This is a genomic window from Streptomyces zingiberis, assembly GCF_012034935.1.
Lineage (GTDB): Bacteria > Actinomycetota > Actinomycetes > Streptomycetales > Streptomycetaceae > Streptomyces > Streptomyces zingiberis.
Genome location: NZ_JAATEN010000002.1, coordinates 205232 through 232071 on the forward strand (window position 1 = coordinate 205232; position 26840 = coordinate 232071).

Here is a 26840-nt window from a genome sequence, read left to right on the forward strand (position 1 = left end):
CCGCTGACTAGGATCGAAGCGTCGATCCGACGCCATCGCACGACGGGGGCGGGGCCGTGTCCGCCGCCCCCCCGTATACCCAGGGGAGGACTTGTGGGAGTCAGTCTCAGCAAGGGCGGCAATGTCTCTCTGAGCAAGGAGGCGCCGGGCCTGACGGCGGTCACCGTGGGTCTGGGCTGGGATGTCCGCACCACCACCGGAGCCGACTTCGACCTCGACGCCAGCGCGCTGCTGACCAGCGCCGAGGGCAAGGTCCTCTCCGACCGGCACTTCGTCTTCTTCAACAACCTCACGAGCCCGGACGGCTCGGTGGAGCACACCGGGGACAACCTCACCGGTGAGGGCGAGGGCGACGACGAGTCGATCAAGGTCAATCTGGCCGCGGTGCCCGCAGAGGTCGCCAAGATCGTCTTCCCGGTCTCCATCTACGAGGCCGAGAGCCGCCAGCAGAGCTTCGGCCAGGTGCGCAACGCCTTCATCCGCGTGGTGAACCAGGCCGACGGCCGCGAGCTGGCCCGCTACGACCTGACGGAGGACGCCTCCACGGAGACGGCCATGGTCTTCGGCGAGCTCTACCGGCACGGCGGCGACTGGAAGTTCCGCGCCATCGGCCAGGGCTACGCCTCGGGCCTGCGCGGCATCGCCCAGGACTTCGGCGTCAACGTCTGACGTACGGCCGCCGCCGCACACCCACCACGACCGCCGTCCCGGCCCGCGCCGCCCCCGCCGTCACCGGTAGCCCACCGGTGACGGCGGGGGCGGCGCCGGGAGCCCGGGGCGGCGGCGCCACCGGAAGCGTCACGAGGGGGAGGAACACATCATGGGAGTCACGCTCGCCAAGGGCGGCAACGTATCCCTGTCCAAGGCCGCGCCGGACCTGCGCGAGGTCCTGGTCGGCCTGGGCTGGGACGCGCGGTCCACCACCGGAGCGCCGTTCGACCTGGACGCCAGCGCGCTGCTCTGCCGGCAGGGCCGGGTGCTCGGGGACGAGTACTTCGTCTTCTACAACAACCTCAGCAGCCCCGAGGGCTCCGTCCAGCACACCGGGGACAACCTCACCGGCGAGGGCGACGGCGACGACGAGTCCCTGCTGCTGGACCTCGCCCGGGTCCCGGCCGAGGTGGACAAGATCGTCTTCCCGGTCTCGATCCACGACGCCGAGGTGCGGGGCCAGACCTTCGGCCAGGTCGCCAATGCCTTCATCCGGGTGGTCAACCAGGCGGACGGCAGCGAGCTGGCCCGCTACGACCTCAGCGAGGACGCCTCCTCCGAGACGGCGATGATCTTCGGTGAGGTCTACCGCTACGGCGGTGAGTGGAAGTTCCGGGCGGTCGGACAGGGGTACGCGTCGGGGCTGCGGGGGATCGTCCTAGACTTCGGGGTCAACGTTTCGTAAAGCCGCGCACTGCGCGCGGGGGACCCCTACTCACGATTGGGTGGCCAGTGCTCCTGAAAACCTTCGGCTGGTCCTTCGGCGTCACCGCCGTGGGGCTCGCCGCCGCGGCCTACTTCTGGGGCTGGCAGGGCTTCGCCGTGGTGGCGATACTCTCCATCCTGGAAATCTCGTTGTCCTTCGACAACGCGGTCGTCAACGCCGGTGTGCTGAAGAAGATGAACGCCTTCTGGCAGCGGATCTTCCTCACCATCGGCATCCTGATCGCCGTCTTCGGCATGCGGCTGGTCTTCCCCGTCGTCATCGTGGCCGTCACGGCCAAGGTCGGCCCGATCGAGGCCGTCGAGCTCGCCATGCGCGACCCCGATCAGTACGAGATGCTCGTCACCGACGCCCATCCGGCCATCGCCGCCTTCGGTGGCATGTTCCTGTTGATGATCTTCCTCAACTTCCTCTTCGACGAGAAGGAACACCACTGGGTGCCGTGGCTGGAGAAGCCGCTGGCCCGCCTCGGCAAGGTGGACGGGCTCGCCGTCTGCATCGGGCTGATCGTCCTGCTGATCTCGGCCACCACCATCGCCACCGAGGCGGTCCAGCACGGGGGCGGGCACACCGACAAGTCGGGCACCGTCCTGCTCGCCGGCGTCGCCGGCCTCGTCACCTATCTGATCGTGGGCGGTCTCTCCAGCTACTTCGAGGACCGGCTGGAGGAGGACGAGGAGAAGGCGGAGGAAGCCGCCCAGGAGCAGGCCCGCAGCCAGGGCAAGGACCCGTCGATGGTCGGGCTCGCCGGCAAGGCCGCCTTCTTCATGTTCCTCTACCTCGAAGTGCTGGACGCCTCGTTCTCCTTCGACGGCGTCATCGGCGCCTTCGCCGTCACCAACCACATCTTCTGGATGGCGCTCGGCCTGGGTATCGGCGCGATGTACGTCCGGTCCCTCACGGTCTACCTGGTCCGCGAGGGCACCCTCGACGACTACGTCTACCTGGAGCACGGCGCCCACTACGCGATCGGCGCCCTGGCCACGCTGCTGCTCATCACCATCAAGTGGCACGTCTCCGAGGTCATCACCGGCCTCATCGGCGTCGGCCTGATCGCCGCCTCCTTCTGGTCGTCGGTCCGGCGCAACCGCGCGCTGGCCGCGGCGGGCGAGGACGAGAAGACCAAGGTCTCACCGGGGGTCTGACCCCTTTCGGAGTGTGACCACGCTCCAAATGAGGAACGCTCTGAGCGGGGCGGCCGCCAGGTATCGGATCCACCCGGACAGCCGGGAGGCGCCGGTCCGGGGCCGCCCCGCGGTGCTGCCCGGTCCGCGCCCCGCGGGCGGGCGTCGGGATTTTTCGCAGGTGGGGGTGGTGTCGGCGTGGCCTTCTGGAACAAGGGGAGCGGCGAGGGGTGGTGGCGGTGGTCGCGCGGCGGCACCGTCTTCGACAGCGGTGATCCCGCGACCAACGCGATAGAGCTGACCAAACGGCGGCAGACCGTCTCGCTCAGCAAGCAGGGCGCCGCCACCGGCAACCTCCGGGTCAACCTCTCCTGGCGGATGCGGACCTCGGACATCGGCGGCCCCACCCGGCGCGGCGGGCTGCTGCGCAACCCGACGAGCCTGTTCAAACCGGAGATCGTGCAGGCCCAGGGCCCGGCCGTGGTCAAGATCGACCTGGACCTGGCCTGCCTGTACGAGATGAAGGACGGTACGAAGGGCGTCGTCCAGCCGCTCGGCAACTTCCTCGGCGACATCAACAGCCCGCCGTACATGAAGCTCAGCGGCGACGACCGCTTCGGCGGCTCCTCCGGCGAGACGATCTACATCAATCTCGACTACAAGGACGAGTTCAAGCGGCTGCTGGTCTTCGTCTACATCTACGACGGCACCCCCGCGTTCGACCGCACGCACGCCGTCGTCACCCTCTACCCGAGCAACGGGCCGCGGCTGGAGATCGGCCTGGACGAGCGGGCACCGCAGGCCCGGTCCTGCGCCGTGCTGCTGATCGAGAACGTCAAGGGCGAGCTGGTGGTGCGCCGTGAGGTGCGCTACGTCTACGGCTTCCAGGCGGAGCTGGACCGGCTGTACGGCTGGGGCCTTCAGTGGGGTCCGGGAACGAAGGAGAAGGTCTGACCCGGCCCCCGCCGCCTCTGCCGCCCGCGGGGCGCCGTCCCCGGTCCGCCGCTGCCGCCGTCCCGCCCCGGTTCCGCCCGCCCTGGTTCCGGCCCGGGCGGTGGAGGCCGTGACGGCGCGGGGTGGCGAGCCGTTCCCGCCGCCTGCCGGGGGCGGCTGAGCAGGGGGCCGGACCGGCGGTGATCCCGCCGGCGCGCGGCCCTGAGCAGGGTTGCGGGCCCGTCCCCCGAGGCCCCCGGCGCCGGGGTGGGGACGGGGCCCGTCAGCGGTTCCGCTGGAACTGCGGGCCCTGCGGCGGCAGGGCGAACGCCGGGTCGGCCACCGGCGGCGCGGGCGGGTGCGGATAGCCGTACGCCCCCACGGGCTGGTGCGGATAGCCGTAGCCCGGGGCGTGCGCGGGGGGCGCCTGCGGAACGGGGGCCGGCGCGGCGGGCGGCGGCGGGAACGGGGGCTGCGCGGGAGGCGCCGGATAGCCGTAGCCGGAGGGTTCCGGCGGGGCGTCGTCCGGCCCCGGGCCGGAGGGCTCGGGGCGCGGCGGGGGCACCTGCTGGGTGACGCCGTCCGGTTCGGTCGCCGTGCGGCCGTCGTCCCCGGATCCGCCGGCCCCGCCGTCCTCGACGGAGATCCCGTACTCGGTGGCCAGGCCGATCAGCCCGGTGTCGTACCCCTGGCCCAGGGCGCGGAACTTCCAGGCGTCCCCGCGCCGGTAGAGCTCTCCGCAGATGAGCGCCGACTCGTCGCCCGTCTCCGGAACGACGTCGAACACCGCGAGCGGCTCGTCCCCGCCCTCCGGGCCGGGTCCGGCCGCGTCGAACAGCTCCAGCCGCAGGTCGCCCACGGAGGCGAAGGGCCCGCCGTCGGAGGAGGCCGCCAGCACCACGCGGTCCACCTCCGGGCCGAGCCCGGTGAGCTCCGCCTCCACGGTGTCCGTCAGGGACTCGCCCAGCTGCTGCTTGGGCAGGTGGCGCACCTGACCGGAGGGGTGGGTGGGCTGGTTGTAGAAGACGAAGTCCTCGTCGTCGCGCACGCGGCCGTCGGCGCCCAGCAGCAGGGCGGAGGCGTCGACGTCGGGCACCCCCGGGCCGGGGGCCCAGCGGAGCACCGCCCTCACGGCTCCGGCCTCCAGCGGGATGTTCGAGCCCTTCACCATCGCGTGCGTCATAGCCGCCATCCTGCCTTCCCCCCACCCGGCGGGACAACGCGGGGCGGGTGGCTGATCAGCACCGGACACGGCGGGTCCACACGGGGATAACGCGATGTTCATTCTCGCAAGGGCTTTCGAGTCTGACTGCAACGTACGATTATCGGCCAGATCGCGTCACATCGCGACCCGAGCACTGGGGAGCCCTATGCGTCACTTCGGGTACGTATCACCCGGGACACGGCAGGCCCTGTTCCACCGGGAGCCGGGCCTCTTCGACTCCGCCTCCCCGGCCCCGCGGCTCGCCATGGCACTGGGCGCCACTCTCTACAGCCCGGCCACGCGGCCCGGTATCGCGGCGGACGTGGTCAAGCAGATGGACCGCGGAGTCGTCTCCATGGTGCTCTGCCTGGAGGATTCCATCGGTGACACCGAGGTGTTCGCGGCCGAGGAGAACCTCGTCCGGCACCTGCGCGAACTGGCCGGACTGGAGCGGGAACTGCCGCTGCTCTTCATCCGGGTGCGGTGGCCGGAACAGATCACCCAGCTCGTCCGCCGGCTCGGATCCGCGGTCCGGCTGCTGTCCGGATTCGTGCTCCCGAAGTACACCGAGGAACGCGGCGTTCCGTTCCTGGAGGCGCTCGCCGAGGCCGAGGCCGCCTGCGGCAGACGACTGTTCGCGATGCCCGTGCTGGAATCCCCCGAACTCCTCCATCTGGAGACCCGCGCCGAGACCCTGTCCGGAATCCGGCGCAGCGTGGACAAGTACCGCGACCGGGTCCTCGCCCTGCGCCTCGGCGTCACCGACTTCTGCTCCGCCTATGGCCTGCGCAGATCGCCGGACATGACGGCGTACGACGTCCAGCTGATCGCCTCCGTCATCGCCGACGTGGTCAACACCCTCGGCCGTGCGGACGGCACCGGGTACACCGTCACCGGGCCCGTGTGGGAGTACTTCCGGATCCACGAACGCATGTTCAAGCCGCAGCTCCGCCTCTCCCCGTTCAGCGGGCGCGCCGAGCAGCTGCGCACCTCGCTCATCGAGCACGCCATGGACGGCCTGCTCCGCGAGATCGAACTCGACCGCGCCAACGGCCTGATGGGCAAGACCTGCATCCATCCCTCGCACGTCGCCCCGGTGCACGCCCTCTCCGTGGTCAGCCACGAGGAGTACAGCGACGCGCGGGACATCCTGCGGCCCGGACGGGACGGCGGCGGCGTGCTGCGCTCGGCCTACACCAACAAGATGAACGAGGTGAAGCCGCACCGGGCCTGGGCCGAGCGGACCCTGCTGCGCGCCGAGATCTTCGGAGTGGCGCGCGAGGAGGTCAGCTTCGTCGAACTGCTGGAGGCCGGGATCACGCCGGGGAACCGGGGCACGTGAGGAGACCGCGACCGGAAGGCCCCCGCGGGACGCGAGACACAGAGGCCACGGACGTGATACGAGCGGTGACGGAACAGTCGATTCGGATGACGGCGGCGCGGATGACGGCGGAGAGACGGGGCGTTCACGGGATGGGACAACGGCAGGTGTGGTCCGGGCAATGGGTCGCCGAGCGGCTCGGCGTGGAGCTGCGGGAGGCCGATCCGCACGAGGACGGCCCCGTGACCGCGGAGGCGGCCCCGGGCGCCGGCGGTCCGGCGGGCACCGCAGGAGCCGCGGAGTCCGCGCATGGGGCCGCGGGCGCCGGGTCCGGGGCCGGTGGGCCCGCGGTCGCCGGGGCAGCGGGCGAAGGGGCGGTGCCCGCCGTGCCGCCGGGCGCCGGGCCCGCGTCGGGCGGGACCTCCGGGGGGACGGGCCCCTCCGGGCACGCCGGTGGCCTCCCCGCGGCCGGGGGCTCCCCGGAGCCCGGGCCGTCCGGGCCGTCCGGGCCGTCCGGGCCGTCCGGGCCGTCCGGGCCGTCCGGGCCGTCCGGGCCGTTCGAGCCCGCCGGGGATGGCCCCGCGGCACCGTCCGCCCGGCCCCGCCTGCGTGACCTGCTCGGACTCGCCCTGCGCCGCAACCCCAAACGCGCCCACCTGCTCGTCTCCCAGGTGCTCGGCAAGCATGTGCCGCAGTGCCCCGACACCGTCCACGGGGCGGGGCTCCGCCTCGGCCGCGAGGTCCGCACCCTGCTCGGCGACGAGGCCGCCGCCCGCGCCGTCGTCCTCGGGTACGCGGAGACTGCCACCGGGCTCGGCCACAGCGTCGCCGACGGGCTGGAACTCGCCACCTGTCTGCACTCGACCCGGCGGCCGGTGCCCGGTGTGCCCCCCGTCGGTGGTTTCGAGGAGGAACACAGCCACGCCACCTCACATCTGCTGCTTCCCGAGGACCCGGGGCTGCTCGCCGGGGACGGGCCGCTGGTGCTCGTGGACGACGAGTTCTCCACCGGCCGCACCGTCCTCAACACGATCGGCGCGCTGCACGAACGCTTCCCCCGCACCCACTACGTGATCTGCGCCCTCGTCGACCTGCGCACCCCGGAGCACCGGGACGCGCTGCGGAAGTTCGCGGCGGACCTCGGCGCCCGGGTGGACCTGGTCACCCTGGCCTCGGGGACGGTCGGACTGCCGGCGGACGTCCTGGCGCGCGGACGGGCCCTGGTCGCGGAGTACGAGGCCGCGGCGGGCGGCGGCCCAGCCACCGGGACGGGTCCGGCGGGAACGGCGGCACCGGCCCCTGGCCGCACCGGCGAGGCCGCGGATGCCGGTGCCACCGGTGCTGTCGGTACCGCCGCTGGGGCCCGTCCCGGCGTCCCCGGTGGCCCGGGGGCGGTGGTGCGGCGGGTCGAGCTGGGCTGGCCCACCGGCCTGCCCGACGGAGGGCGGCACGGCTTCACCCCCGCCCACCGGGCCCGGCTGGAGGCGGCGCTGCCCGCGATGGCGGCCCGCCTCGCCGGGGCGCTGCGGGCGCCGGAACAGGGGGCCGCCGACGGCCTCCCGGCCCCCCACGGCCTCCCGGCGCCCGGCGGACCGGCTCCCCTCCCGCCGCCGGGGGACCGCCCCGCCGGTGGCCGGGTGCTCGTCCTGGGCTGTGAGGAGCTGATGTACGCGCCTCTGCGGCTCGCCCAGGCCCTGAGCCACCACCTCGGGGACACCGCCGAGGTGCGCTACTCCACGACGACCCGCTCACCCGTGCTGGCCGTCGACGACCCCGGCTACGCCATCCGCACCCGGATCGCCTTCCCCGCGCACGACGCCCCGGCGGACGGGCCGGGGGAGCGGTACGCCTACAACGTCGCCCCCGGCGCCGACCCGCGCCGCCGCTTCGACGCGGTTGTCGCCGTCGTGGACTCCGCCGCCGACACCCCGGCGCTGCACGCCCCGGACGGCCTGCTCGCCGCGGTGGCGGCGCACACCGGCCGGCTGCTGCTCGCCGTCGTCCCGTCCCACCGGCCGGAGCGGGCCGCACCGCCGGACCAGGCGCAGCGGCCGGAGCGACCGTCCCCGCGCACCGAGCCCCCGTCCCCCCGGGCGGAGGACCCGTCCGGGCGCGCGGCGGGCCCGTACCGGCGCCCGGCGGCCCCCGCCGCCTCCGCGGGGGGCGCGCCGCCGCACCGGCGGGACCCGGAGCCGCTGCCCGGGCCGCTGCGCGGTCCCGCCTTCTCCTCGTACCGCCCGGACGAGGTGGGCTGGCTGCTCCAGGACCTCTCCGCCGTCACCCTCGAGGCGCCCACCGAGGAGCGCGAGGAGGCCGTGCAGAGCGGGGGTGCGCACTACGCCGAGTCGCTGCCCGTCGAGTACCAGCCCGACGCCGCGTACCAGCGGCTGTTCCGCGCCGCGCTCGACGCCTCCGCCGCCCGCATCGCCCGCGCCGTCGGCACCGTCACCGAGACGGTGCTGGCCGAACGCGCGGGGCGCGGCACCGGCCGGCCGGTGCTCGTCTCGCTCGCCCGCGCCGGTACCCCCGTCGGCATCCTGATGCGCCGCTGGGCGCGGTACGCGCACGGCCTGGACCTGCCGCACTACGCCGTCTCCATCGTCCGCGGCCGCGGCATCGACGCCACCGCCCTGCGCTGGCTCGCCCGCCACCACGACCCGGCGGACGCCGTCTTCGTCGACGGCTGGACCGGCAAGGGCGCGATCACCCGCGAACTGGCCGCCGCGCTCGACGGGTTCGCCGCCACCACGGGCGTCACCGGCTTCGACCCGGAGATCGCGGTCCTCGCCGACCCGGGCGGCTGCGTCCGCACCTACGGCACCCGGGAGGACTTCCTCATCCCCTCCGCCTGCCTCAACTCCACCGTCTCCGGGCTGGTCTCGCGCACGGTGCTCCGCGCCGACCTCGTCGGGCCCGGGGACTTCCACGGCGCCAAGTTCTACCGCGACCTGGCCGGGGACGACGTCTCGGCGGAGTTCCTCGACACCGTCACCGCCCGCTTCGCCGAGGTGCGCGAGGAGGCCGGGAAGGCCGCCGCCGCGCTGCTCGCCACCACCGGCCGCGCCCCCACCTGGGAGGGCTGGGCGGCCGTCGAACGCATCAGTGAGGAGTACGGCATCCACGACGTCAACCTCGTCAAACCGGGCGTCGGCGAGACCACCCGGGTGCTGCTGCGCCGCGTGCCCTGGCGCGTCCTGGCGCGGCGCGGCGCGGGCGCCGACCTGGACCACATCCGGCTGCTGGCCGCGCAGCGCGGGGTCGAGGTGGAGGAGGTCGACGCGCTGCCGTACAGCTGCGTCGGGCTGATCCACCCCCGCTACACGCGCGGCGCCACCGGGGCGGACGGCAGGGCGGTGACGCCCGCATGACCGGTTCCGCACCCCACCACGGCCCCGAGCACGTCCCCCGGCCCGGCCCGGCCGGGGACGGCCCGGCCGGGGACGGCCCGGCGGAGGCCGGCACCCCCGTCCTGGTCGCCAGCGACCTCGACCGCACCCTGATCTACTCCGCGGCCGCCCTCGCCCTGGGCGTCCCCGACACCCTCGCCCCGCGCCTCCTCTGCGTCGAGGTCTACGAGCGCCGGCCGCTGTCCTACCTCACCGAGGCCGCCGCGGCGCTGCTCGAACGGCTCGCCCGCGCCGCCGTCTTCGTCCCCGCCACCACCCGCACCCGCGAGCAGTACGGCCGCATCCACCTCCCCGGCCCGCCGGTCCCCTACGCGATCTGCGCCAACGGCGGGCACGTCCTGGTGGACGGCGTGTCCGACCCCGACTGGCAGCGGCAGGTGCGCGGCTCGCTCGACGCCGGCTGCGCCCCGCTCGCGACCGTCCGCGAGCACCTGCTCGCGTCGGCCGACGCCGAGTGGCTGCTGAAGGAGCGGGTGGCCGAGGACCTGTTCGCGTATCTCGTGGTGGACCGGGCCCTGCTGCCCGACACCTGGGTCAAGGACCTCGCCGACTGGGCCGACGGCCAGGGCTGGACCGTCTCCCTCCAGGGCCGCAAGATCTACGCCGTGCCGAAACCGCTCACCAAGAGCGCGGCCGTCGCCGAGGTGGCCCGGCGGACCGGCGCCTGCCGCGTCCTCACCGCCGGGGACTCCCTGCTCGACGCGGACCTGCTGCTCGCCGGTGACGAGGGCTGGCGCCCCGGCCACGGCGAGCTGGCCGAGTCCGGCTGGGGCGCGCCGCACGTCACCCCCGTCCCGGAACGGGGGGTCGCGGCCGGGGAGGAGATTCTGCGCGCGCTGCTGCGGGCGGTGGAGACGTAGGCCAGGATGGCGCCATGGCCGAGAATTTCACCACCGGAACGAGCGGGACGGACACCGGAGCGAGCGGGACGGGCACGGGAACCGGCCCGGCAGCCGGGGCGGGAAGCCAGGGCCGTGGCTCCGGGGCGGTCCGTGAGCCGGACCGGCGCAGCCCGCTCGACCCGGAGCAGACCACGCCGCTCACCCCGGAACTCTACGACTACCTCCTGCGCCACAACCCGCCGCTCGACGCCGTGCGGCGGCGGCTCGTCGACACCACCTACGAACGGCTCGGCGGCCGCGCCGCGATGCAGATCTCCGAGGAGCAGGGGCCGCTCCTGGCGTTCCTGGCGAAGCTTGCCGGGGCCCGGCTGATCGTCGAGGTCGGCACCTTCACCGGCATGTCGGCGCTGTGGATGGCGGAAGCCCTGCCACCCGGCGGGAAGGTGATCACCTGCGACGTCTCCGAGGAGTGGACGGCGCTCGCCCGCGCGGCGTGGACGGAGGCAGGCGTCGCCGACCGGATCGACCTGCGGATCGGCCCGGCGCTGGACACCCTGCGGGCCCTGCCGCGGGAACCCGGCGTCGATCTCGCCTTCATCGACGCGGACAAGGAGAACAACATCAACTACTGGGAGGAACTGGTCCCCCGGACACGCCCCGGCGGGCTGCTCGCGGTGGACAACGTCTTCCTCCACGGCCGGGTGACCGACGAGAAGGCGACGGGCGCGGCCGCGGCGGTACGGGAGTTCAACGATCACGCGCTGGCCGACGAGCGCGTGGAGACGGTCATGCTGAGCGTCGCCGACGGCCTGACCCTGGCCCGCAAGCGCTGAGCGACGGGCGCGGGCCGGGCGGTGGGCGGTGCGGGCCGGGCGTGGGCCGGGCGGTGGGCCGGGCGGTGGGCGGTGCACGCCGGTCACCCGGCGGCGCGGGGGTCCACGGCGGGGGCCGGGTGGCTGCCCTCGCGGGCGGGGCTCCCTCCCCCGGCCGTCCGCCGGTACGTCCCCCTTGCGGCCGGCCGCCTCCGCCCGCCCGGGCCGTCTCCGCCCGGGCCAGGGGAACGCGGCTCGGTGCTCCCCGGCCGGGCGGTGCCGGCGACGGCACCCTGCCGCTCCGCTGATCTCCCCGTCGCCGGTGGCACACCGCGGCGGTGGGGCCGGTACGCGCCCGCCGGGGCTCCGCCCACCCCTTGCCCGGTGCGGGCCCGTCCGCCCGGCGCCGTGCCGGTCCGTTCACCCGCGGGTCCGTCCGGGTCCGTCCCGGGTCCCGGGGCCGCCCGTCAGCCGCAGCAGCCGCCGCCGCAGCACCCGCCTCCGCCACCACCGGCGGCCGGTGCGGGACCGGCGCCACGGCCCGTGGCGGTTCCGCCGACGGCCACGGTGGAGAGCAGCTTGACGGTGTCGTCGTGGCCCTGAGGGCAGGCGGCGGGAGCGGCCGACTCGGCCATCGGACGGCTCAGTTCGAAGGTGTCGCCGCAGGAGCGGCAGCGGTACTCGTAACGAGGCATGGCGTCAGGTTAACCGGCGCGCGGCCCCGGTGGAGCGCTGAGGGACGGGGGATCCCGTCGCCTCCGGGCGGTCGTTCACCGGGCCCGGGACTCAGGCTCGCGGGGACCGGGAGGACGGTGGTGCCGTCGGCCCCGTCGGCCCGTCGTTCCTCCGGCGTTCCGGCGTCACCGGGGGCGGACCGGGCGTCCAGCGGACGGAGCCGGCCCGGCGCCGGGTGACGCTGCCGGGGCGGGGCGGGGCGGGGCGGGGCGGGGCCGTGGCCAGGGTGACGGTGAACACCTCGGCCGCCGTCAACGGCCGCGGCCGGCCGTCGCGCGGGGACCAGCCGCGGGAAGGTGGCCGACGCCCGGCTCGGGAGGGACAGGCTCGCCCGTCTCCGGGCCGGTGCAGTCGGCGGGGGCGCGGCCGGGGCCGGTCAGCGCCCCGCGCCCAGGTCCTCCCGGATGTCCGTGACCACCCGGGCCACGCTGCGGCGCACGGCCTCGGTCTCGGTCAGGAACCGCCACCAGTCGGGATGGCGTCCCTCCAGCTCGGCCACCGCGCGGTCCAGCCGGGCGACGGCGTCGTCCAGCGGGCGCGCGTGGCGCGGGTCGGGGGTGGCGCGGCCGGCCATCGCGAGGCGCTGCGCGTCGCGGATGGCGAACCGGGTCCGCTCCGTCTCCTTGGAGGGGTCGGCGGAGACCTCGTCCAGCCGCCGGAGCCGGTCGCCCGCGGCGGTGACGTCCTCGTCGGCCCCGTCCAGCAGGGTCCGTACGGTGCCGAGCCGGGCCAGCGCGTCGGGCCAGCGCTGCTCGCGGCGCGCCTCCCGGGCCTCCCGCAGCTTCTCCTCCGCCTGGGCCACCGCGGCGGCGGCCTCGTCCGGCACCCGCTGGAGATCCTGCCAGCAGGCGGCGCTGTAGCGGCGGCGCAGCTCGCTGAGGACGGGGCCGACGCCCTCGGTGCGGGTGGTGATCGCCTCGGCGCGGGTGCGGAGGGTGACCAGCCGCCGGTCGATCTCCGCCGCGCGGCCGGGGAGTTGGGCCGCCTCACTGCGGATCCCCTCGGCCGCGCGGAGCAGTTCGTCCGCGCGGCGCAGGGTCTCCCGCAGACCGTGGCGGCCGGCGCCCTCGTTGAGCTTGGTCAGGTCGGGGGAGAGGGCGGCGAGCCGGGCGGCGAGATCGTCGGCGCGCAGGCCGGAGGCGCGGACGGTGTCCAGCTCACGGGTGGCGGCGAGCAGCGCCTGCCGGGCGCGCTCCACGGCCGGGGCCAGCCGCGCGAGCTGCGTCTCCGCCGCGTCCAGCAGGGGCGTGAGGCTCTCGGCGAACCGGTCGAGCTCCGCCTTGGTGCGGCGGAGCTCCTCACTTGCCCGGTCGAGGTCGGCGCGGGCGCGGGAGGCGGTGGAGGAGTCCAGGTCGTCGCGGTCGAGGTCGTGCGCGTCGACGGCCGTGATGTACGTGTGGCTGACCTCGTCGATGCGCCGGCCCAGCGCCTCGAAGTCGGCGGCGGCCCGGCGGGCGGGCGGGGACTCGTCCACGGCGGTGACCGTCTCCACGGAGATCCGCAGGTCGCGCTGGGCGGAGTCGAGCTCGTAGAAGGCGGTCGCGGCGGCGTCCTTGGCCTCCTGCGCGCGGGCGCGCTGGGTGTCCCGCCCGCCGCCGAACCAGCGGCGGGTGGACCCGCCGGAGAAGGCGTACGGGGCCGCGGCGGCCAGCAGCGGCAGGAGCGCGAGCACCAAGCCCGGACGGGGCCGCCGGCCGCCGGGCGGCGGGACGGAGGGGGACGGGGCGGGGGAGGGGGCCGGGGCGCCGGGGCGTGCCCCGGGCCGTCCGGGTATCGCGCGCGGCTCCGGCATGGTGGCGGCGTCCGGCGAGCACCCGGCGTCCGGCGCCCGCCCGGCGTCCGGCGCCGGATCGGGCACGGCGCCGGACGGGCGGGGCAGCCGGCCGGCGGGCGCGGGGTCGCGTGGCGGGCGGCCGGGGAGGCCGGGGAGAACCTGCGGACGGCCGGTGAGCGCGCGGGGGACCGGAAGGGCCCCGGCGGAGGGCGGCCCGGTGGCGGACAGAAAGCGGCGCAGTCGCCGGCCGTACGGCTGCGTAGGTCTCGCCGTCACATCCCTCTCCCGTGCCGCGTCCGCCCTGCCGGCGGATCACCGCCGGTAGGACCATTGTCCCACCCCGGCCGGGCGCGTACACAGACCGGGCACCGCCGGGTACCGGGGGTGCCCGGGAGGGCATGGTTCGGGGGGATTCGCCGCGGGACGCGCGCTGCTCCGGGGGTGCCGCGCCGGCCGGATCCGCGTGTTCGGCGAGCGACGGACGGACGAGCGCGCGGGCGTCCCCGTCGACGCGGCCCACGGCGGATCCAGGACGCCGGGTCACCGGTAGGTGCCGGCCTCTGGGAACGCTCTGCCCGCCCGGGGACATCGGCCCGCCGCGGGACGCGGGTCTGCCGCGGGCGCCGGACCGGCGGGGACAGCGGTCGGCCTCGGGCTTCGGTCCGGCGGGGGCGCCGGTCGGCCTCGGGCACCGGTCCACCGCGGCGCCGGCCTGTCTCGGCGCCGGGCCGTCGGCGAAGCGGCCGTCGGGGAAGCGGCCGTCAGGGAAGTGGCCGTCAGGGAAGGCGGCCGACGGGAAGCCCCACCCACCAGGGGCGTCAGTCCGCCGGCTGGATGGAGATGCGGCCGTTCCCGGTGCGGGCCGTGATGTGGTGCGCGCTGCCGGAGTCACGGTCCACGGAGACGTCCACCCGCCCGTTGCCCGTCCTGGTCTCGACGCGGTAGGCGGCATCCGGCAGCCCGAGGGAGATCGAGCCGTTGTCGGTGACGGTGTCCACCCGGCCCGGAACGCTGCGGAACCCCACCTCGACCGAGCCGTTGTTCGCCGTGGCGGAGACCTGGCGCGAGGTGACGCCCGTCCCCTTCACCTTGCCGTTGTCCGTCTCCAGCCGCAGCGCGCCGCTCACGTCCCGGACGCGCACGGAGCCGTTGCCCGTGGTGAGCGAGAGGCCGGTGTCGAAACCGGTGGCGGTGACGGAGCCGTTGTCCCCGTTCACCACCACGGCGACCCCGCGCGGCACCCGCACCTCGTGCCGGGAGTCGCAGTTGTCGATCAGCCCCTGGCAGTCGGTGTCGAGCCGCAGGGTGTTGCCCTTCATCTCCCACACCTGCTTCACCCCGCCGCCGAGTGCCGACCACCCGCTGAACCAGCGGGTGACCCGCACGTCGCCGGACGCGCCCCCGTCGCCACCGGCCTTGCCGTCACCGTCACCGGCACCCTTGCCGTCGTCCGGCAGTAGGTCGAGGGAGGTGTTGCCCGCGTCGATGGTCAGCGTCTTCCCGCTGAAGGCGAACGACCGCCGCTCGGGAGCGCCGTCCTCCCCCGCGTCGGCCCCGCATCCGCTGAGGCCGGCGACGAGCACGAGCACGCCACCGGCGGCGAACACGGCACGGCGACGGGGGCCCGAGACCACGCGCGAGTCATGCGACCGGCGCGAGACGGGGGCGGCGGGGCCGGACTGGTGGGTGCGGTGCTGAGGAATCACGATGACTCTCCGGTAGAGGCCGCTGGACCGGCGGAGGGCGCCGCCGGTACCCCCTGACCGTACGGATCCGGCTCACCACCCACGATCCAGCGGCCCACCGCGCCCGTGGTGGGGGAAACCCCACCCCGGCCGGGCGCCCCGGCCATTTCCTCCCTGCTGCCGCTGCTGCCGCCGCCGCCGGGCGGTCCGACCGGCCGCACCCTTCCGGGCCGCAGCCGGGGCGCCGCCTCGGAAGCCGGTCCGGCCCCCGCCGGGTTTGGGGCGGCGGAGCGGAAGCGATGTACTCTGTCGGTCCATCCCCCGGGGCGCATAGCTCAGCGGTAGAGCGCTGCTCTTACAAAGCAGATGTCGGCGGTTCGAACCCGTCTGCGCCCACCAGCTTCCGAGCACGGCAGAGGCCCAGGTCAATCGGTATTGAACCGGAAACCTGGGCCTTCGCCGTGCCCCTCCGCCGGGAGGCTCCCGGAGGGGCGTGCCAGATGGCGGCCGCCGGTGCCGCCCGGCCGTCCCCTTGGTTCGGCGGATCCGTTCGTCCCCGTGATCGGCGATGGGCCGGGGACCATGGCTGACGGGTACCGCTGGACCGGCGCGCGCCACGCGGGCCGTCAACGCCCGCGTGATGGTCCAGTTGCGGCACGTGTCATACGGGAGACCGGCGAATGCGCACGCGACGGAGGAGCGTCCGTCCGTTGCCTCCGGGCGTGCGGTCGATGTGGACGCGCCGGAAGTATCTGTTGGCAGCGGGGAGGAACATCAGCACCACAGCCGAGAGCACGGCAGTCACGTGCACCACTCGGCTGGCCCCGAAAACAAGATCTGCCGGTCCTGCCTCCGCCAGCACCATACCGGGAGTGCGCCCTTGCAGCACGGCCTGGATCGGGGCAACCACCATCGACGCCGTCCCCACCACTCCGAGGCCGAGCGTCAACGTCGTACGAGCCCAGCTGTGACCCTGGCGCATGCGGGAGGCCACCAAGAGCGCTGCGGTGAAGACGGGCAGCCTCACCGCGAGACCTGTAACGATCTCGGCGGTGGAGCCGGAGCCCTCGGCGGCCATGCTGCCCACCGCCAGAATCGTCTCGACAACACCGGCGGCAACAGCCACCACCCATAACACGAATGCCGCCAGCAGCGGTGTGGGTGGCTTCTGGGCATCGGCCGCCGTACGCGTCTCGGCTGAGGCGCGAGCGCGGCCGGCGGGAACACCTTGTCGGGTAGAGCGTGGCACAGTGACCTCGATCCATGAGAGGGAGCTGGGGGCGATCAGCAGCGCTCCCGATACTCCAAGCACGACACGGCCGTGGCCCGCCCGTTGGCCTGTGTATCCCTTCGGGGGTTATCCCCAGCCCGCCACCGGGACCCGCTCCGCACGGTGGTGTTCGGCAGGGGTGCTCGACCTTGCCGGATGTCCTGCCGGTCCGTCGCGCATCGGATGCGGCCGGCTGCTGCTCTGCGGATTCTCCCGCCGCTTGTGCTCTCCGAGACCGTCCCGCGGGGAGCGGTATGAGGCGGTGGTCCGAGTGGGTGGGCGTATTTCCTCATCAGCCAGGCGTGCGCTTCCGCAGGGGGTATTCATCGGGAATTCATAGGGGACCCCATCAGGTGCATCGTCTGCCTCTTTCGCTCCCTGTTCGCGTGCTGAGGGCGATCCCACAGTGGACCTGTGTGCTTCACCAGCGACCACGAGGAGTGGGAACCATGTCGTCCTTCACGTTGACGCCGTACTCCGGGCCCACCGCCGGAGGGAACCCGGTGGCCGTCACCGGCAGCGGTCTGTCCCGGGTCACGTCGGTGAGGTTCGGAGATCAGCCGGCTGAGATCGTCAGTCACGTCGGTGACACGCAGGTCGTTGTCAACGCGCCGCCGGGCACGGGCACTGCGGCGGTTGTGGCCGTCACCGCGGATGCCGAGCTCCACATGGCCTCCTACACCTACGTCTCGGCCCCGTCGATTACGTCCCTCTCGCCGTCCGGCGGCCCGGAGACGGGAGGAAACGCGGTCGTCATCACCGGTACCGGATTCACCGGAGTCACCACGGTGTCATTCGGCTCGACTCCGGTGCCCAGTTTCACCGTGAACAGTGACACGAGCATCGTGGCGATCGCACCGCCAGGGGTGGGAGCTGTGTCCGTCTCTGTGGCCTCTCCCGCGGGTTCCAGTAATACTGTCTGTTACGAATACGGGGAGGTGGAAACGGCCGAAACCATCGTGCTCGCTTTCGACAGCACCGACTGGCGGTACCTGCAGGCACCGCCCGCGGCGGACCAGCCCTCGTTCTACAAGCGCGGCTTCGACGACAGCGACTGGCCGACCGGGCAGGCCGCCTTCGGGAGTATCCACGGGCCCTGTCCCTGGAACAACAGGGAAACGGTCAAGACCATTTGGACCCCGAACACGGACCTTCTGGTGCGGCACTGGGTCTACATCCCCCGCAGCGCGCAGCAGGTCCGCATCAGCGGAACGGTCGACAACGACGCGCAGGTCTACTTCAACGGCAGCCTCGTGCAGAGCGTCCGGAGCGGCTGGTGCCGGCCCAACGCCATTGACGTCGTCGTTCCGGCGAGCGACGTCGAGTGCTGCAACCTGCTCGCCGTCCGCGCCCAGGACCACGGGTCGGCGACCTTCCTGAACGTACAAGTCTCCTACACCTACACGAAGGCGACGAGCAGCGACTGAGTACGCCGTCGACCGCTGAGCAGCAGGGCGCGCCCTCTGCCGGCCGTCCTCGGTGCGGGCCTTGGCGCCGCCGGGCGGGTATCCGGCGGCCGGCACTTGGGACCGTTCATCGCATCGGGTACGGGCCGGCGGCCGGGCGGCGCCGACCACCACGGGCCGGTTCGCGTCTCATCATCCGTGGATCCTGGCAGGTCTCGGCCGGACCGGTACGAGGAGTCGATCGACCCTCCGGTGCCGCCTCTCGTCCTGGGCATGTGGTCCGGATCCGGTCCGATACGGGCATGATCGGTGGTATGCCGAAGGAAAACCTGTCGCCGCGCCGTCCGCCCCTGCTGTGGGAGCAGCACTGCTGTCTGCCGTTGGAGCGGCGTGCCGACGTCGGTGAACTGGCGCGGTACCGCAGGCCCGGCGGCAGCTTCGTCTCGGTGAACGTGGGGTACGCGCCGCACGGCGCCGACGAGGTCACCGGTCTGATCGCGAGCTGGCGGAAGCGGATCGACGCGGACGACCGGCTGCGGCCGGCGGTGACGGTGGACGACGTCAACGCCGCGGGCCGGGCCGGGGACGTGGCGGTCGCCTTCGACCTGGAGGACTCCGGCCCGCTGGAGGGGCGGCTGGACCGGGTGCGCGAGTTCTACGACCTCGGTGTGCGCACGCTGCTGCCGAGCTACAACAACCGCAACGCCGCGGGCGGCGGCTGCCTGGACGAGGTCGACGAGGGGCTCACCCCGTACGGCCGCGCGCTGATACGGGAGATGAACGCCGTCGGCATGGTGACCGACGGGTCGCACTGCGGCGCCCGCACGGGGCTGGACATGTGTGAGGTCTCCGAACGGCCGGTGATCTACAGCCACTCCTGCATGCGCGCGGTGTGGGACCACCCCCGCAACATCACCGACGAGCAGGCCGAGGCGTGTGCCGCCACGGGCGGGGTCGTCGGGATCACGGGGGTCGGGATCTTCCTCGGCCCCAACGAGGCGACCGTCGAGGCGCTGGTCCGTCACATCGACCACGCCGTCGATCTCGTCGGCCCCGAGCACGTCGGCCTGTCGACCGATTACCCGTTCGACCACGAGGACTTCAACGCGATGCTCGCGCAGAACCCCGAGCTGTTCCCCGACTGCTTCACCCGCTGGGGGGAGATCGACTTCCTGCCCCCGGAGGGGCTGCTGACGGTGGAGGACGCGCTGCTCGCGCGGGGCTACCCCGGCAGCGCCGTGTCGGCGATCCTGGGCGGCAACTTCCGGCGCGTGGCCCAGCAGGTGTGGCGGTAGCGCGAACCGCGCCCTGGCCCGCGAGGGAGGTCGAGCCGGCCGGGCCTCCGACGAACGGTGCGAACACCGACCGGGTACGGCACGGAGTGACCAATCGGGCGCGCTCACGGGACTTCGCGCGCCCGTTCACGCCCTTCCTTGCCCGTTCTGGTGCCGACGGCGGGTTCCAGCCGTGGGCCCGAATTTCCCTGGCCGGAGTGGCGCGCTCTGTTCTCTATCCACCGGGGTCCGTGAGGTGTGCGTCCTTCGCCGGAAGCCGCGGGCCCCCGAAGGATTCGTCGAAGCGGCGTACGGGCCTTCAACCTGCGAAAAGGTGGAATCTCAACCCGAGCGGGCCGAAGCCGGCCCCACGGAGCCGATGGGTCACCCCCCAAGATCGACACCGTGGGGGAGCGGTCGCACAAAATTAGCAGTTCTGCGGGCAAGCCCTGATGAACAAACGGACGACTGCCCTGTTCGCCGGTACCGTTGTGTCACAACGTGTGGGCAGCCTAAACTAACGGCCCATGAGCTTTTCGCCAAGATTCCAGGATGCTCGCTGCCGTTGCGGTTCACGTGGGTGCCCTCATGAGTATGTCCTTAATATCTGCACGGCGCGGCATCCGGCGACGGGGATTCTCGTGCCCCAGGAGGCCTCCGCGGAAGGTTCACGATCGGCCGTTCAGGTGCGCTCATCAGTGTCCAGTCGGTAACGTATGAGCCTTCCAGATGAAGCGGAGCAGGTAATGAACGCTAAATCCCAAACGTCCACATTCCTTTTCGGCGAATTGCGAACGAGTGGTTTCCTCTTGTTTTTGCGCCGCCTCTCGGTAAAGCTCGGACCTTCCGTTCTGCGGGATTTCGTGAAGATTCGGGTATTCCAAGGGAGTCGAAAGAAGGGTTCTTCCGGGCGGAGAGGGGAAGGAAATGAACGTACGTGTCTTTTCTGTGAGATGCGCCGGCCTGATCTCAACCGGATCGTTCAGCAGAACAAGACATTCTACGTCCGTAATGATAATTTTCCGGCCGCGCCCGGCCATGTTGAAGTGGTGCCCAAGCGTCATGTGGAGTCGTTCTTCGAGTTGACACCCAGAGAACTGAAGGACGCCTATGCTCTCATCCTGGCCGCGCGGAAAAAGATTATGGACGAGTACCGGCCGGATGGATTCACCATCGGAGTGAACGAGGGGCGAGCGGCCGGACGAACCGTCGATCACCTTCATATTCACTTGATTCCCAGGCACTTCGGGGATGTCGAGGACCCTCGCGGGGGCATCAGGCAAGCTGTGCCGAACTGTGATCCCGATGTATGGACTCAGAAGTCCGACGGGGAGGGCCACGCCGGGTCCAGGTTGCTCACCAACGTCCGGCTCAGTCGCAGTTGAAGTGTGCCGTGTCTGCCGTGTCTGCCGTGGGCCGGTCCTGAGGCTCAGAGAACGTCGAAGTCGTCGTGCCCGAGTCGTGAGCACAGTGAATTCACCTCATGCCAGAAGTCGTCCACATTCATGGCGGCATGGCCGTGTCGGGCGTCTACACTGATGCATCCGATGAAATCGCCTTTCCGGCTTCTGATGGGGCTTGCGAAGACCGCTCCTCGGTGGGAGACGCGAAGGAACTCGGACCAGGTGAATCCCATGACGGCGTCAGCGCCTTCTTCGGAACGATAGGCGTCGAACTCTTGCTGATCTGTCAACCGGCTCGACAGACTCAAGACGTCGAAGGACACCTCTGCGTTCCGCTTCCAGCACAGCCCTACCACGCCCACCCCTTTGACCGGTGCGAAGGACCTGGTGGTCGGGGTGCTCCCCAAACGGTAGGTGACAGCACGTCGGAGATGTCCGCGTAACGGGTGGCGAAAGGATCGCCGAATCAGCCATATGTGTAAGCCGAGATCTCCGATATCGATGGCTGGACGTGATCTTCGTGTTACGTTGAGCATCCTGCCGAAATGAACCAATACCTGTTGTCGGACAACGGACCGGCGCTCCAATTTCTGCCTGTTCGCGAATGCCTGGAAGGGAGGAAGGGCTCCGAAAATTCCGACGGCGCAGACAAGTGCTAACAAAGTGCAGGGATTGTCTCGGGCCATATGGGACCAGAATTGCTCGTCCGGTAGGCCGTACTGGCGTGCCGCCAGCCCCAGGGTGGCTGCGAGGAGGATGGACCGATCCATGATTTTGGCCGTTGAGGTCCTCATCGGGCCATGATATTTGAGATTCGAGGTGTCTCACCAGTGGGCTATGAGGCACTTTTGAGAATCGGCACTGCGCTGTTGGCCGCCAGTGCGGCGGGAAGTGTCCCTTCCTATGCTGTCCGCTCCGGTTATCAGGGTTTTTCATGGGTCTGATGGTTCGGAGGCCAGAAGGCTGATGTCCGATTTCTGATGCTTCCAGGCCACTCCTGGCAGTGGACGGCTGCGTTCGCCATCCAGCCCTCTCGCTCCTCTCTCCTCGGTTGCCTCACCGATGACATGGAAATCCAGACCCAGATCTGTAAATTCCGCACGGCAGGCTGACACGTCGTCCGGAGCAACTGTGAAAGTCAGCTGAAAGTCCGACGATGCGCTCATGGTCAGAGCCAAGGGCTCTACTTTCATCAACTCTGCGACCATGCGGACGGCCGGCGCAACGGGAACGTTGCGCTCGTCGATGCGGAACCCGACCCCGCTGGCATGCATGATCTGCTCGATCGTCGCCTTGAGCCCGTCCGAGGTGTCCTGACAAGACGTGGCGAAGGATTTCTGGGCGAGTACACGGCCCTCGGCCACTCGTGCACGGGGTTTCCGCCAACTGTCCAGCAACTCCTTCTCCACGTCCGCAGGGAGCGTGTGCGTGAAGGAGTCCCGCTTGGGGAAGTAGGCGACGGCGGCTCCCAGGAGGCCGCACGTTCCTGTAACGCAGAGCAGGTCTCCCGGACGGGCGCCGGACCGTTTCAACGTTTTTCCCGGCGGACAGATGCCCAGGGCCGTTCCGGAGAGAATCAGACGTTCGGCATTCCCGATGTCTCCGCCTACGTTGAGCGTGCCGAAATCTGTGCAGGCTTGATGTACGCCTGCCACCACATCCTGAAAACCCGCATCATCCAGCTCGTGTGGGTAGCGGATGACGCTCAGCAGTCCGATGGGGGTGGCGCCCATCGCGGCCACGTCACTGATATTGGCTGCGGCCAGGTAGTAGCCGATGTCGAAATTGGAGAGAAGTCCCATCTCATAGAGGATGAATTTAGGCCCTCTGATGTAGTCGGACCCCACGACGAGAGTGACCGGTGCCCCGATGTCGTACACAGCGCAATCGTCCTTGGCGTCCGCCCCGAGGGCGAGCGTCACGGGCAAACCGTCCGCTCCCACATCGGCGCCGGACTGATCGCTGAAGAAATCCTTCACGAGTTGCTGGACCCGTGTCGGCTCATCCGAGTACTTCTCTTCGCTGAAGGTCACGCCTCTTCACACCTTTCTTCGGGACGTGTGACGCGGCCTTCCGCCGGCACTGCCGACCGCCATGCCGCGGACGCGTGCAGCCGGTTCATGGCCGATGCCGACACGGCCGATGCGGGCAGATAAGTCGAATCAATTTCGACCGAGTCGGGGAGAGAACGGACGGCGACGCGATTCTCGGCGTCGCGTTCTGTCGGTGGTCCTACCGCTGTCGATCGGCCTCGCAGACGGTACTGTGCTCGTCTTCGCTCCCTTCGGACGGCAAGGCTGGCCGTCAGATAGATCTTCAGGGTTGCCGCAGGGAGGAGGGTGACGGCCACATCCCGCCCGACGACCACGATGTCACCGTATGTGCCGACGACTTCGCGGTGCAGTTGCAGAATGCTTCGCCGAACAGCTGGGTCTCTGGAAACCGTCTTGAGGGAGTCGTCCATGGAGGGGTTCCAGATGTCTTCCGTGATTTCTTTCTCGTGCAGGAAAATTCTGTGGCGCTGTACCAGTTCTCCCGATGTCCCGTACACGGCAGGATGATGTTTGAGATGAGATCCCAGATGATGGTGCAGGTTTTCGGTATCCCCATTGAAATGCGCGAGGGCCAGACTTCGGAAGGTCAGTCCGGTGTCCAGGAAAGCCAGCCCGAGGAATTGCGCCAAGTCTGTGGCCAAAGTGGTCTTTCCGCTGGCCGTGGGGCCGTCGATCGAGATCGAGATGCGAGGCACGGGCCGCTCTCCGTCAGTGTGAATGAAATCAGCCGGCATCAGCCAAGGGGGTTCTCCAGTGACTTGCGCGATCCATGGTCTCCCGCAGAATTTCCTTGCGTACGACCAGTGCATAGTCCCAGAGAGGATCGGGGATTCCGAGTATTCGGCCGACCACGGAACGGAGATACTGGCTCCGCATCGGGCGTTCCCCGTTGTAGACGCGAAACTCGCCTTCGTGGCCACATAGAAAATATGGTTTTCCGGAGAATGTCGCCAACTGCCCAAGGTGTTCGAGAAGATTCGAAGGGAGTCCGTCAGCCGTGATGAGGGCGTCGACGCCTCTTCCGTCGACCGGAAGGAGATGCCAATGGGCATGCGAAATACATGCACCCGATTTCATGGCGAGGGAGGAGCCGTGTTCGAGGAAGGTGAGTCGGCCGAATGTCTCCCGGTACATCGGGATCACGGTGGACAGGATGCCGCTGAGCGTCTCGCCGTGTGTTTCGATGAGATCTGCAAAACTGAGATGGTGTTCAATGGGTAACAGTAAGAGGTGTCCGGGGCAAAGAGGGGACATGTCGGCAAGGAGTCGAAAATTACCCGATTCCCATAACACCCGGCCGGGAGGGTTTCCCTCGTAGATCGCCGAGAATGTGGTGTCTTCCTGGCCTGAAATTTCGTTGCAAAAATCTGACTCGACGCACCGGAGTTCGTGCTTCATATTTCACCCCTGGTCCAGGGCGTGTGGAGTGGAAGGGAAGAGAACCTGCAAGTGAATAGGTGGCAGGAGTGTACGGACTTCCATGTGCCTGCGCAAGCGTTGAGATCCTCCCCCTTGCGTGGGATCTTCCGGCCGATGTTGGTGATCGTTCATACTGAATCAGTTAATTATTTTGACTACAGGGGAAGTCCATCATCCTCTCGATGATGGTGTGGGTCTCGCGTCTACCGGAAGATGGACGCCTGAGCCAAGTGTCAGAGTGGTGGTGCGGGCCTCCGCTGAGTTGTCGGCTCCGGGTGACGGCATGACGGGGACGGACGCCCGCTCTCGGCTGATCAGTGGTGCGGGGGAATCTCATGGTTGTCGTCGCCGGCACAGTGGGCTACGGACCCGCGGCGGAGATATTTGCACTTCAGTACGAGAGCATCTCGTTTCAGGAGGTTCACGGCGAGGTGCTGCCGCTCTTCCCACCCCCGCCGGCCAGGGTCGCCGATCTCGGCGCCGGTTCGGGCAGGGACGCGGCTGGGCTGACCGCTCTGGGTTATCACGTGGTGGCGGTCGAACCGACTCCGGAGCTTCGGGAAATCGGGCAGCAACTGCACGCCGAGAGCCCCATCCGGTGGATCGATGATGCCCTGCCGCACCTATCAGGGCTTCACGGCCCGTTCGATCTCATTCTCATCGTCGCCGTGTGGATGCACCTCGAACCGGAGGAACGCGAAGCCGCCATGCGGCGTCTGCGATCGCTGCTCGCTCCAAGGGGGCGAGCGGTTATCACTCTCCGCCATGGTCCGCTCCCCTCCGGTCGGCGGATGTTCGATGTCCCGATCTCTGAAGTGCTTTCCCTGGGGCGCGCGGTGGGACTTGACGTGACGGCGGTGATTTCCCAGCCTGATCTCCAGGGACGCGCTGACGTCAACTGGAGTGTCGTGGTATTGCAGGCGCTGCCTCCCCAGGGGGCCGGGGTGACGGGGGAGTGGACGGCCCCATTCCGAAGAGCTGGGCGGTGACACGAAACGGAGCCTGCCCGGTGGGTATCGGGCGGCCCGTCCCCATCGTGTGGTGACGGACCCGTGCCCCGCCCCGCGGAGGGGGGCGGGGCACGGGTCCGTCACCGTTCGCCGGGCCGGTCGGGTCAGGTCAGGTCATGAACCTGCTGCAGTCCCCCGTGCGCACCCAGCGGTGTGAGCTGATGTTGTCGTTGACGACGTGACCGCTGGTGAAGTAGTCGTCGGTCAGGTTGTCGGCGTAGAACTCGCTCCGCTTGAGGCAGCTGTACCCGCCGGTCCAGCCGGTGCCCGTTCCGTTGAAGAACTGGACCACCGTCCAGGCCGTGTCGGTGGTCCCCGCGTTCAGCACCGAGCTCGCTCTGTTGGTGTCGCTGCCCTGGAAGGCGCCCTGGCTGTTGCCCCAGTTCGAGTCCTCGCCCGGTGTCCGGCCGAGGAGGTCGCCGCCGCAGTTGGCGTTCTCGTACGCGGCCATGTAGCCGGCGGGCAGCGCGCGCCACGCGTTGTCGCACGCGGTGGACGCCTGCGCGGTACCGGCGGGGACGAGTACCCCGAGTGACGCGGCACCGAGGGCCGCGAGTGCGGCGATGGTCTTACGCATGGATCCTCCTGATGGGTGAGGTGGACAGAGGTGTCCCGCAGATCGGTCACTGCGGAAGATTCGGGCTCGCCGGGTAGGGCCGGCGAGGGGCGAGGGGAGAAGGCCGGAAGGCTCAAAGAAGAAGGGAGAAGGGAGACGGGGGAAGGAGCGAGATCCGCGGGGGGACGTCAGGTCACCGGCGCGCGATGTCCCGGGCGCGGTCCGACGCCGTCAGCCGCATGCGCCGGAAGGTGGCGATGTCGTCGCTGAAGCGGCGGGTCTTCCTCGCGCGGTACTCGTCCTCCAGCGTGCGGGCCGTATCGGCCAGTGAGGAGGACCGGGCGCATGCGGCCTCGTCCACCGCGAGGTCCACTTCGACGCCGTGGGCGGCGGTGCCACTCAGGCCCGCGGTGAGCCGGCCGAGGTCCTCGCGGACCTCGAACGGGTCGGCGTAACTGCGTCCTTTCCGTTCCATACAGGCCGACCAGGCGCTCAGGGCCCTGGTGAACCGCTTGTCCGCGGAGAGGTCCGGGACGTACAGGGGGGTGAGATTGGTGGCGACCTTCTCGGCGCGGAACCAGGTCTCGAAGTCGCCGTAGAGTTCGTCCTTCGCCCTGGCCTGGCAGCTCTCCCGGGGGGTCTCCACGGTGCCGCCCCCGGGCAGAGCGGCGGACAGCATGCCCTTCGACGGTGTGCCGTCGAGCGTCTCCCGGTAACGGCCGCGTTCCCGCGGGGTCAGCGCGTTCACGTACGTGGTGTTCGGGCCGTCGCGCCGGGCTTTCTCCGCGTCCCGCCTGAGCTGTCCGCCGTAGCCGAACTCCCGGGCCCACCGGACGTCGTCGAGGACGAAACCCGAGCCCTTCCGGTGGTCGGCGCTCTCCACGGGCGTGACCCAGAACCGAAAGCCCGCCCGCTCCATGCATGCCTTCACGAGCAGTTGCTCGGCCCGGTCGACCAGGATCTCCTCACGGGTGGTCAGTTCCCGTAACCGGCTCTCGTTCGCCGCCGGTTCATGAGGTGCCGCGGAATCGGTCACCGCGCAGCCGGCCAGGCCGAGGACCGCGAGCAACGCCGCCGCGACGGCCGCCGTACCCCTGGCGGCCCGGACCACTGGAAAACGATCGCCGAACAGCATGATCCCCCGTCTCTCACGCTCATCGGAACGGCCCCTCCGCG

The 26840-nt window shown here is 70.9% G+C and carries 23 protein-coding genes and 1 tRNA gene; 13 read left to right on the forward strand and 11 right to left on the reverse strand.

Features of this window, described 5'->3' with window-relative positions; all coding sequences use genetic code 11:
- Positions 1–93 precede the first annotated feature (93 nt).
- From HCK00_RS03115 to HCK00_RS03130, 4 genes are all read left to right on the forward strand, one after another.
- Positions 94–669 (forward strand): TerD family protein, encoded by a 576-nt coding sequence (locus HCK00_RS03115; protein WP_168100172.1) that lies wholly within the window; start codon positions 94–96, stop codon positions 667–669.
- Between the two features lie 151 nt (positions 670–820).
- Positions 821–1396 (forward strand): TerD family protein, encoded by a 576-nt coding sequence (locus tag HCK00_RS03120; protein WP_168100173.1) that lies wholly within the window; start codon positions 821–823, stop codon positions 1394–1396.
- Positions 1397–1443: 47 nt separating this feature from the next.
- Positions 1444–2580 (forward strand): DUF475 domain-containing protein, encoded by a 1137-nt coding sequence (locus tag HCK00_RS03125; RefSeq protein WP_168100174.1) that lies wholly within the window; start codon positions 1444–1446, stop codon positions 2578–2580.
- 177 nt (positions 2581–2757) lie between these two features.
- Positions 2758–3513 (forward strand): TerD family protein, encoded by a 756-nt coding sequence (locus tag HCK00_RS03130; protein ID WP_168100175.1) that lies wholly within the window; start codon positions 2758–2760, stop codon positions 3511–3513.
- 262 nt (positions 3514–3775) lie between these two features.
- Here HCK00_RS03130 and HCK00_RS03135 read toward each other — a convergent pair whose 3' ends face one another.
- Entirely contained in the window at positions 3776–4675 is a 900-nt protein-coding gene (locus tag HCK00_RS03135; RefSeq protein WP_206319855.1) for a TerD family protein, read from the reverse strand.
- 187 nt (positions 4676–4862) lie between these two features.
- Between HCK00_RS03135 and HCK00_RS03140 the strand changes: the two genes are divergently transcribed.
- The 4 genes from HCK00_RS03140 (at position 4863) to HCK00_RS03155 (ending at position 11099) form a co-directional block, all read left to right on the forward strand.
- Complete coding sequence (locus HCK00_RS03140) at positions 4863–6038, forward strand: HpcH/HpaI aldolase/citrate lyase family protein (protein WP_168100177.1); 1176 nt, start codon at positions 4863–4865, stop codon at positions 6036–6038.
- Positions 6039–6169: 131 nt separating this feature from the next.
- Complete coding sequence (locus HCK00_RS03145; RefSeq protein ID WP_240965183.1) at positions 6170–9385, forward strand: phosphoribosyltransferase; 3216 nt, start codon at positions 6170–6172, stop codon at positions 9383–9385.
- Positions 9382–10284: an HAD family hydrolase gene (locus HCK00_RS03150; protein WP_240965184.1), complete on the forward strand. Its 903-nt coding sequence runs from the start codon at positions 9382–9384 to the stop codon at positions 10282–10284. Before HCK00_RS03145 ends, HCK00_RS03150 begins: the two co-directional genes overlap by 4 nt.
- Before the next feature lie 14 nt (positions 10285–10298).
- Complete coding sequence (locus HCK00_RS03155) at positions 10299–11099, forward strand: O-methyltransferase (protein WP_168100178.1); 801 nt, start codon at positions 10299–10301, stop codon at positions 11097–11099.
- Between the two features lie 446 nt (positions 11100–11545).
- Here HCK00_RS03155 and HCK00_RS28790 read toward each other — a convergent pair whose 3' ends face one another.
- The 3 genes from HCK00_RS28790 to HCK00_RS28355 all read right to left on the reverse strand — a co-directional run bounded on the left by HCK00_RS28790 (position 11546) and on the right by HCK00_RS28355 (position 15293).
- The gene (locus HCK00_RS28790; RefSeq protein WP_168100179.1) at positions 11546–11773 is read right to left on the reverse strand and encodes an FmdB family zinc ribbon protein; all 228 of its coding nucleotides are present in this window, start codon (positions 11771–11773) and stop codon (positions 11546–11548) included.
- 416 nt (positions 11774–12189) lie between these two features.
- On the reverse strand, positions 12190–13605 hold the full coding sequence (locus tag HCK00_RS03165) for a coiled-coil domain-containing protein (RefSeq protein ID WP_168100180.1): 1416 nt from the start codon (positions 13603–13605) through the stop codon (positions 12190–12192).
- Between the two features lie 800 nt (positions 13606–14405).
- Positions 14406–15293 (reverse strand): DUF4097 family beta strand repeat-containing protein, encoded by an 888-nt coding sequence (locus tag HCK00_RS28355; RefSeq protein WP_168100181.1) that lies wholly within the window; start codon positions 15291–15293, stop codon positions 14406–14408.
- Between the two features lie 303 nt (positions 15294–15596).
- Here HCK00_RS28355 and HCK00_RS03175 point away from each other — a divergent pair.
- Positions 15597–15671: transfer RNA gene (locus tag HCK00_RS03175), tRNA-Val, on the forward strand.
- A 262-nt stretch (positions 15672–15933) separates the two neighbouring features.
- Here HCK00_RS03175 and HCK00_RS03180 read toward each other — a convergent pair.
- On the reverse strand, positions 15934–16398 hold the full coding sequence (locus HCK00_RS03180) for a hypothetical protein (protein ID WP_168100182.1): 465 nt from the start codon (positions 16396–16398) through the stop codon (positions 15934–15936).
- A 593-nt stretch (positions 16399–16991) separates the two neighbouring features.
- On the opposite strand from HCK00_RS03180, the gene HCK00_RS03185 reads away from it, so the two are divergent.
- The 3 genes from HCK00_RS03185 to HCK00_RS28625 all read left to right on the forward strand — a co-directional run bounded on the left by HCK00_RS03185 (position 16992) and on the right by HCK00_RS28625 (position 20607).
- Positions 16992–17969 carry an IPT/TIG domain-containing protein gene (locus HCK00_RS03185; protein WP_168100183.1) on the forward strand — a complete coding sequence of 326 codons (978 nt, stop codon included), beginning with the start codon at positions 16992–16994 and terminating at the stop codon, positions 17967–17969.
- Between the two features lie 293 nt (positions 17970–18262).
- On the forward strand, positions 18263–19243 hold the full coding sequence (locus HCK00_RS03190; protein ID WP_168100184.1) for a dipeptidase: 981 nt from the start codon (positions 18263–18265) through the stop codon (positions 19241–19243).
- Positions 19244–20175: 932 nt separating this feature from the next.
- Positions 20176–20607: an HIT family protein gene (locus HCK00_RS28625; RefSeq protein WP_168100386.1), complete on the forward strand. Its 432-nt coding sequence runs from the start codon at positions 20176–20178 to the stop codon at positions 20605–20607.
- A gap of 44 nt (positions 20608–20651) precedes the next feature.
- On the opposite strand, the gene HCK00_RS03200 is transcribed toward HCK00_RS28625, so the two are convergent.
- From HCK00_RS03200 to HCK00_RS03215, 4 genes are all read right to left on the reverse strand, one after another.
- Entirely contained in the window at positions 20652–20948 is a 297-nt protein-coding gene (locus HCK00_RS03200) for a hypothetical protein (RefSeq protein WP_168100185.1), read from the reverse strand.
- A gap of 609 nt (positions 20949–21557) precedes the next feature.
- Positions 21558–22658: a thiamine-phosphate kinase gene (thiL, locus tag HCK00_RS03205; RefSeq protein WP_168100186.1), complete on the reverse strand. Its 1101-nt coding sequence runs from the start codon at positions 22656–22658 to the stop codon at positions 21558–21560.
- Positions 22655–23374 (reverse strand): (d)CMP kinase, encoded by a 720-nt coding sequence (locus HCK00_RS03210; protein ID WP_168100187.1) that lies wholly within the window; start codon positions 23372–23374, stop codon positions 22655–22657. The genes thiL and HCK00_RS03210 overlap by 4 nt, the downstream gene beginning before the upstream one ends.
- Before the next feature lie 28 nt (positions 23375–23402).
- Entirely contained in the window at positions 23403–24077 is a 675-nt protein-coding gene (locus HCK00_RS03215) for an HIT family protein (protein WP_168100188.1), read from the reverse strand.
- A 356-nt stretch (positions 24078–24433) separates the two neighbouring features.
- On the opposite strand from HCK00_RS03215, the gene HCK00_RS03220 reads away from it, so the two are divergent.
- On the forward strand, positions 24434–25087 hold the full coding sequence (locus tag HCK00_RS03220; RefSeq protein WP_168100189.1) for a class I SAM-dependent methyltransferase: 654 nt from the start codon (positions 24434–24436) through the stop codon (positions 25085–25087).
- A 130-nt stretch (positions 25088–25217) separates the two neighbouring features.
- Here the strand turns inward: HCK00_RS03220 and HCK00_RS03225 are convergent, their stop codons facing one another.
- Positions 25218–25685: a hypothetical protein gene (locus tag HCK00_RS03225; protein WP_168100190.1), complete on the reverse strand. Its 468-nt coding sequence runs from the start codon at positions 25683–25685 to the stop codon at positions 25218–25220.
- 172 nt (positions 25686–25857) lie between these two features.
- A complete protein-coding gene (locus HCK00_RS03230; RefSeq protein ID WP_168100191.1) occupies positions 25858–26799 on the reverse strand; it encodes a hypothetical protein in 942 nt (313 codons plus the stop codon).
- Positions 26800–26840 lie beyond the last annotated feature (41 nt).

Excerpts from the sequence above, each read along its gene's own strand:
- HCK00_RS28625 (WP_168100386.1), top strand. The coding sequence starts at position 20,176 with ATGCGCCGGCCTGATCTCAACCGGATCGTTCAGCAGAACAAGACATTC.
- HCK00_RS03140 (WP_168100177.1), top strand. The coding sequence starts at position 4,863 with ATGCGTCACTTCGGGTACGTATCACCCGGGACACGGCAGGCCCTGTTC.
- HCK00_RS03225 (WP_168100190.1), bottom strand. The coding sequence starts at position 25,685 with ATGCGTAAGACCATCGCCGCACTCGCGGCCCTCGGTGCCGCGTCACTC.
- HCK00_RS28790 (WP_168100179.1), bottom strand. The coding sequence starts at position 11,773 with ATGCCTCGTTACGAGTACCGCTGCCGCTCCTGCGGCGACACCTTCGAA.
- HCK00_RS03220 (WP_168100189.1), top strand. The coding sequence starts at position 24,434 with ATGGTTGTCGTCGCCGGCACAGTGGGCTACGGACCCGCGGCGGAGATA.
- HCK00_RS03185 (WP_168100183.1), top strand. The coding sequence starts at position 16,992 with ATGTCGTCCTTCACGTTGACGCCGTACTCCGGGCCCACCGCCGGAGGG.
- HCK00_RS03135 (WP_206319855.1), bottom strand. The coding sequence starts at position 4,675 with ATGACGCACGCGATGGTGAAGGGCTCGAACATCCCGCTGGAGGCCGGA.
- HCK00_RS03120 (WP_168100173.1), top strand. The coding sequence starts at position 821 with ATGGGAGTCACGCTCGCCAAGGGCGGCAACGTATCCCTGTCCAAGGCC.
- HCK00_RS03150 (WP_240965184.1), top strand. The coding sequence starts at position 9,382 with ATGACCGGTTCCGCACCCCACCACGGCCCCGAGCACGTCCCCCGGCCC.
- HCK00_RS03230 (WP_168100191.1), bottom strand. The coding sequence starts at position 26,799 with ATGCTGTTCGGCGATCGTTTTCCAGTGGTCCGGGCCGCCAGGGGTACG.
- HCK00_RS03145 (WP_240965183.1), top strand. The coding sequence starts at position 6,170 with ATGGGACAACGGCAGGTGTGGTCCGGGCAATGGGTCGCCGAGCGGCTC.
- HCK00_RS03165 (WP_168100180.1), bottom strand. The coding sequence starts at position 13,605 with ATGCCGGAGCCGCGCGCGATACCCGGACGGCCCGGGGCACGCCCCGGC.
- HCK00_RS03190 (WP_168100184.1), top strand. The coding sequence starts at position 18,263 with ATGCCGAAGGAAAACCTGTCGCCGCGCCGTCCGCCCCTGCTGTGGGAG.
- HCK00_RS03215 (WP_168100188.1), bottom strand. The coding sequence starts at position 24,077 with ATGAAGCACGAACTCCGGTGCGTCGAGTCAGATTTTTGCAACGAAATT.
- HCK00_RS03155 (WP_168100178.1), top strand. The coding sequence starts at position 10,299 with ATGGCCGAGAATTTCACCACCGGAACGAGCGGGACGGACACCGGAGCG.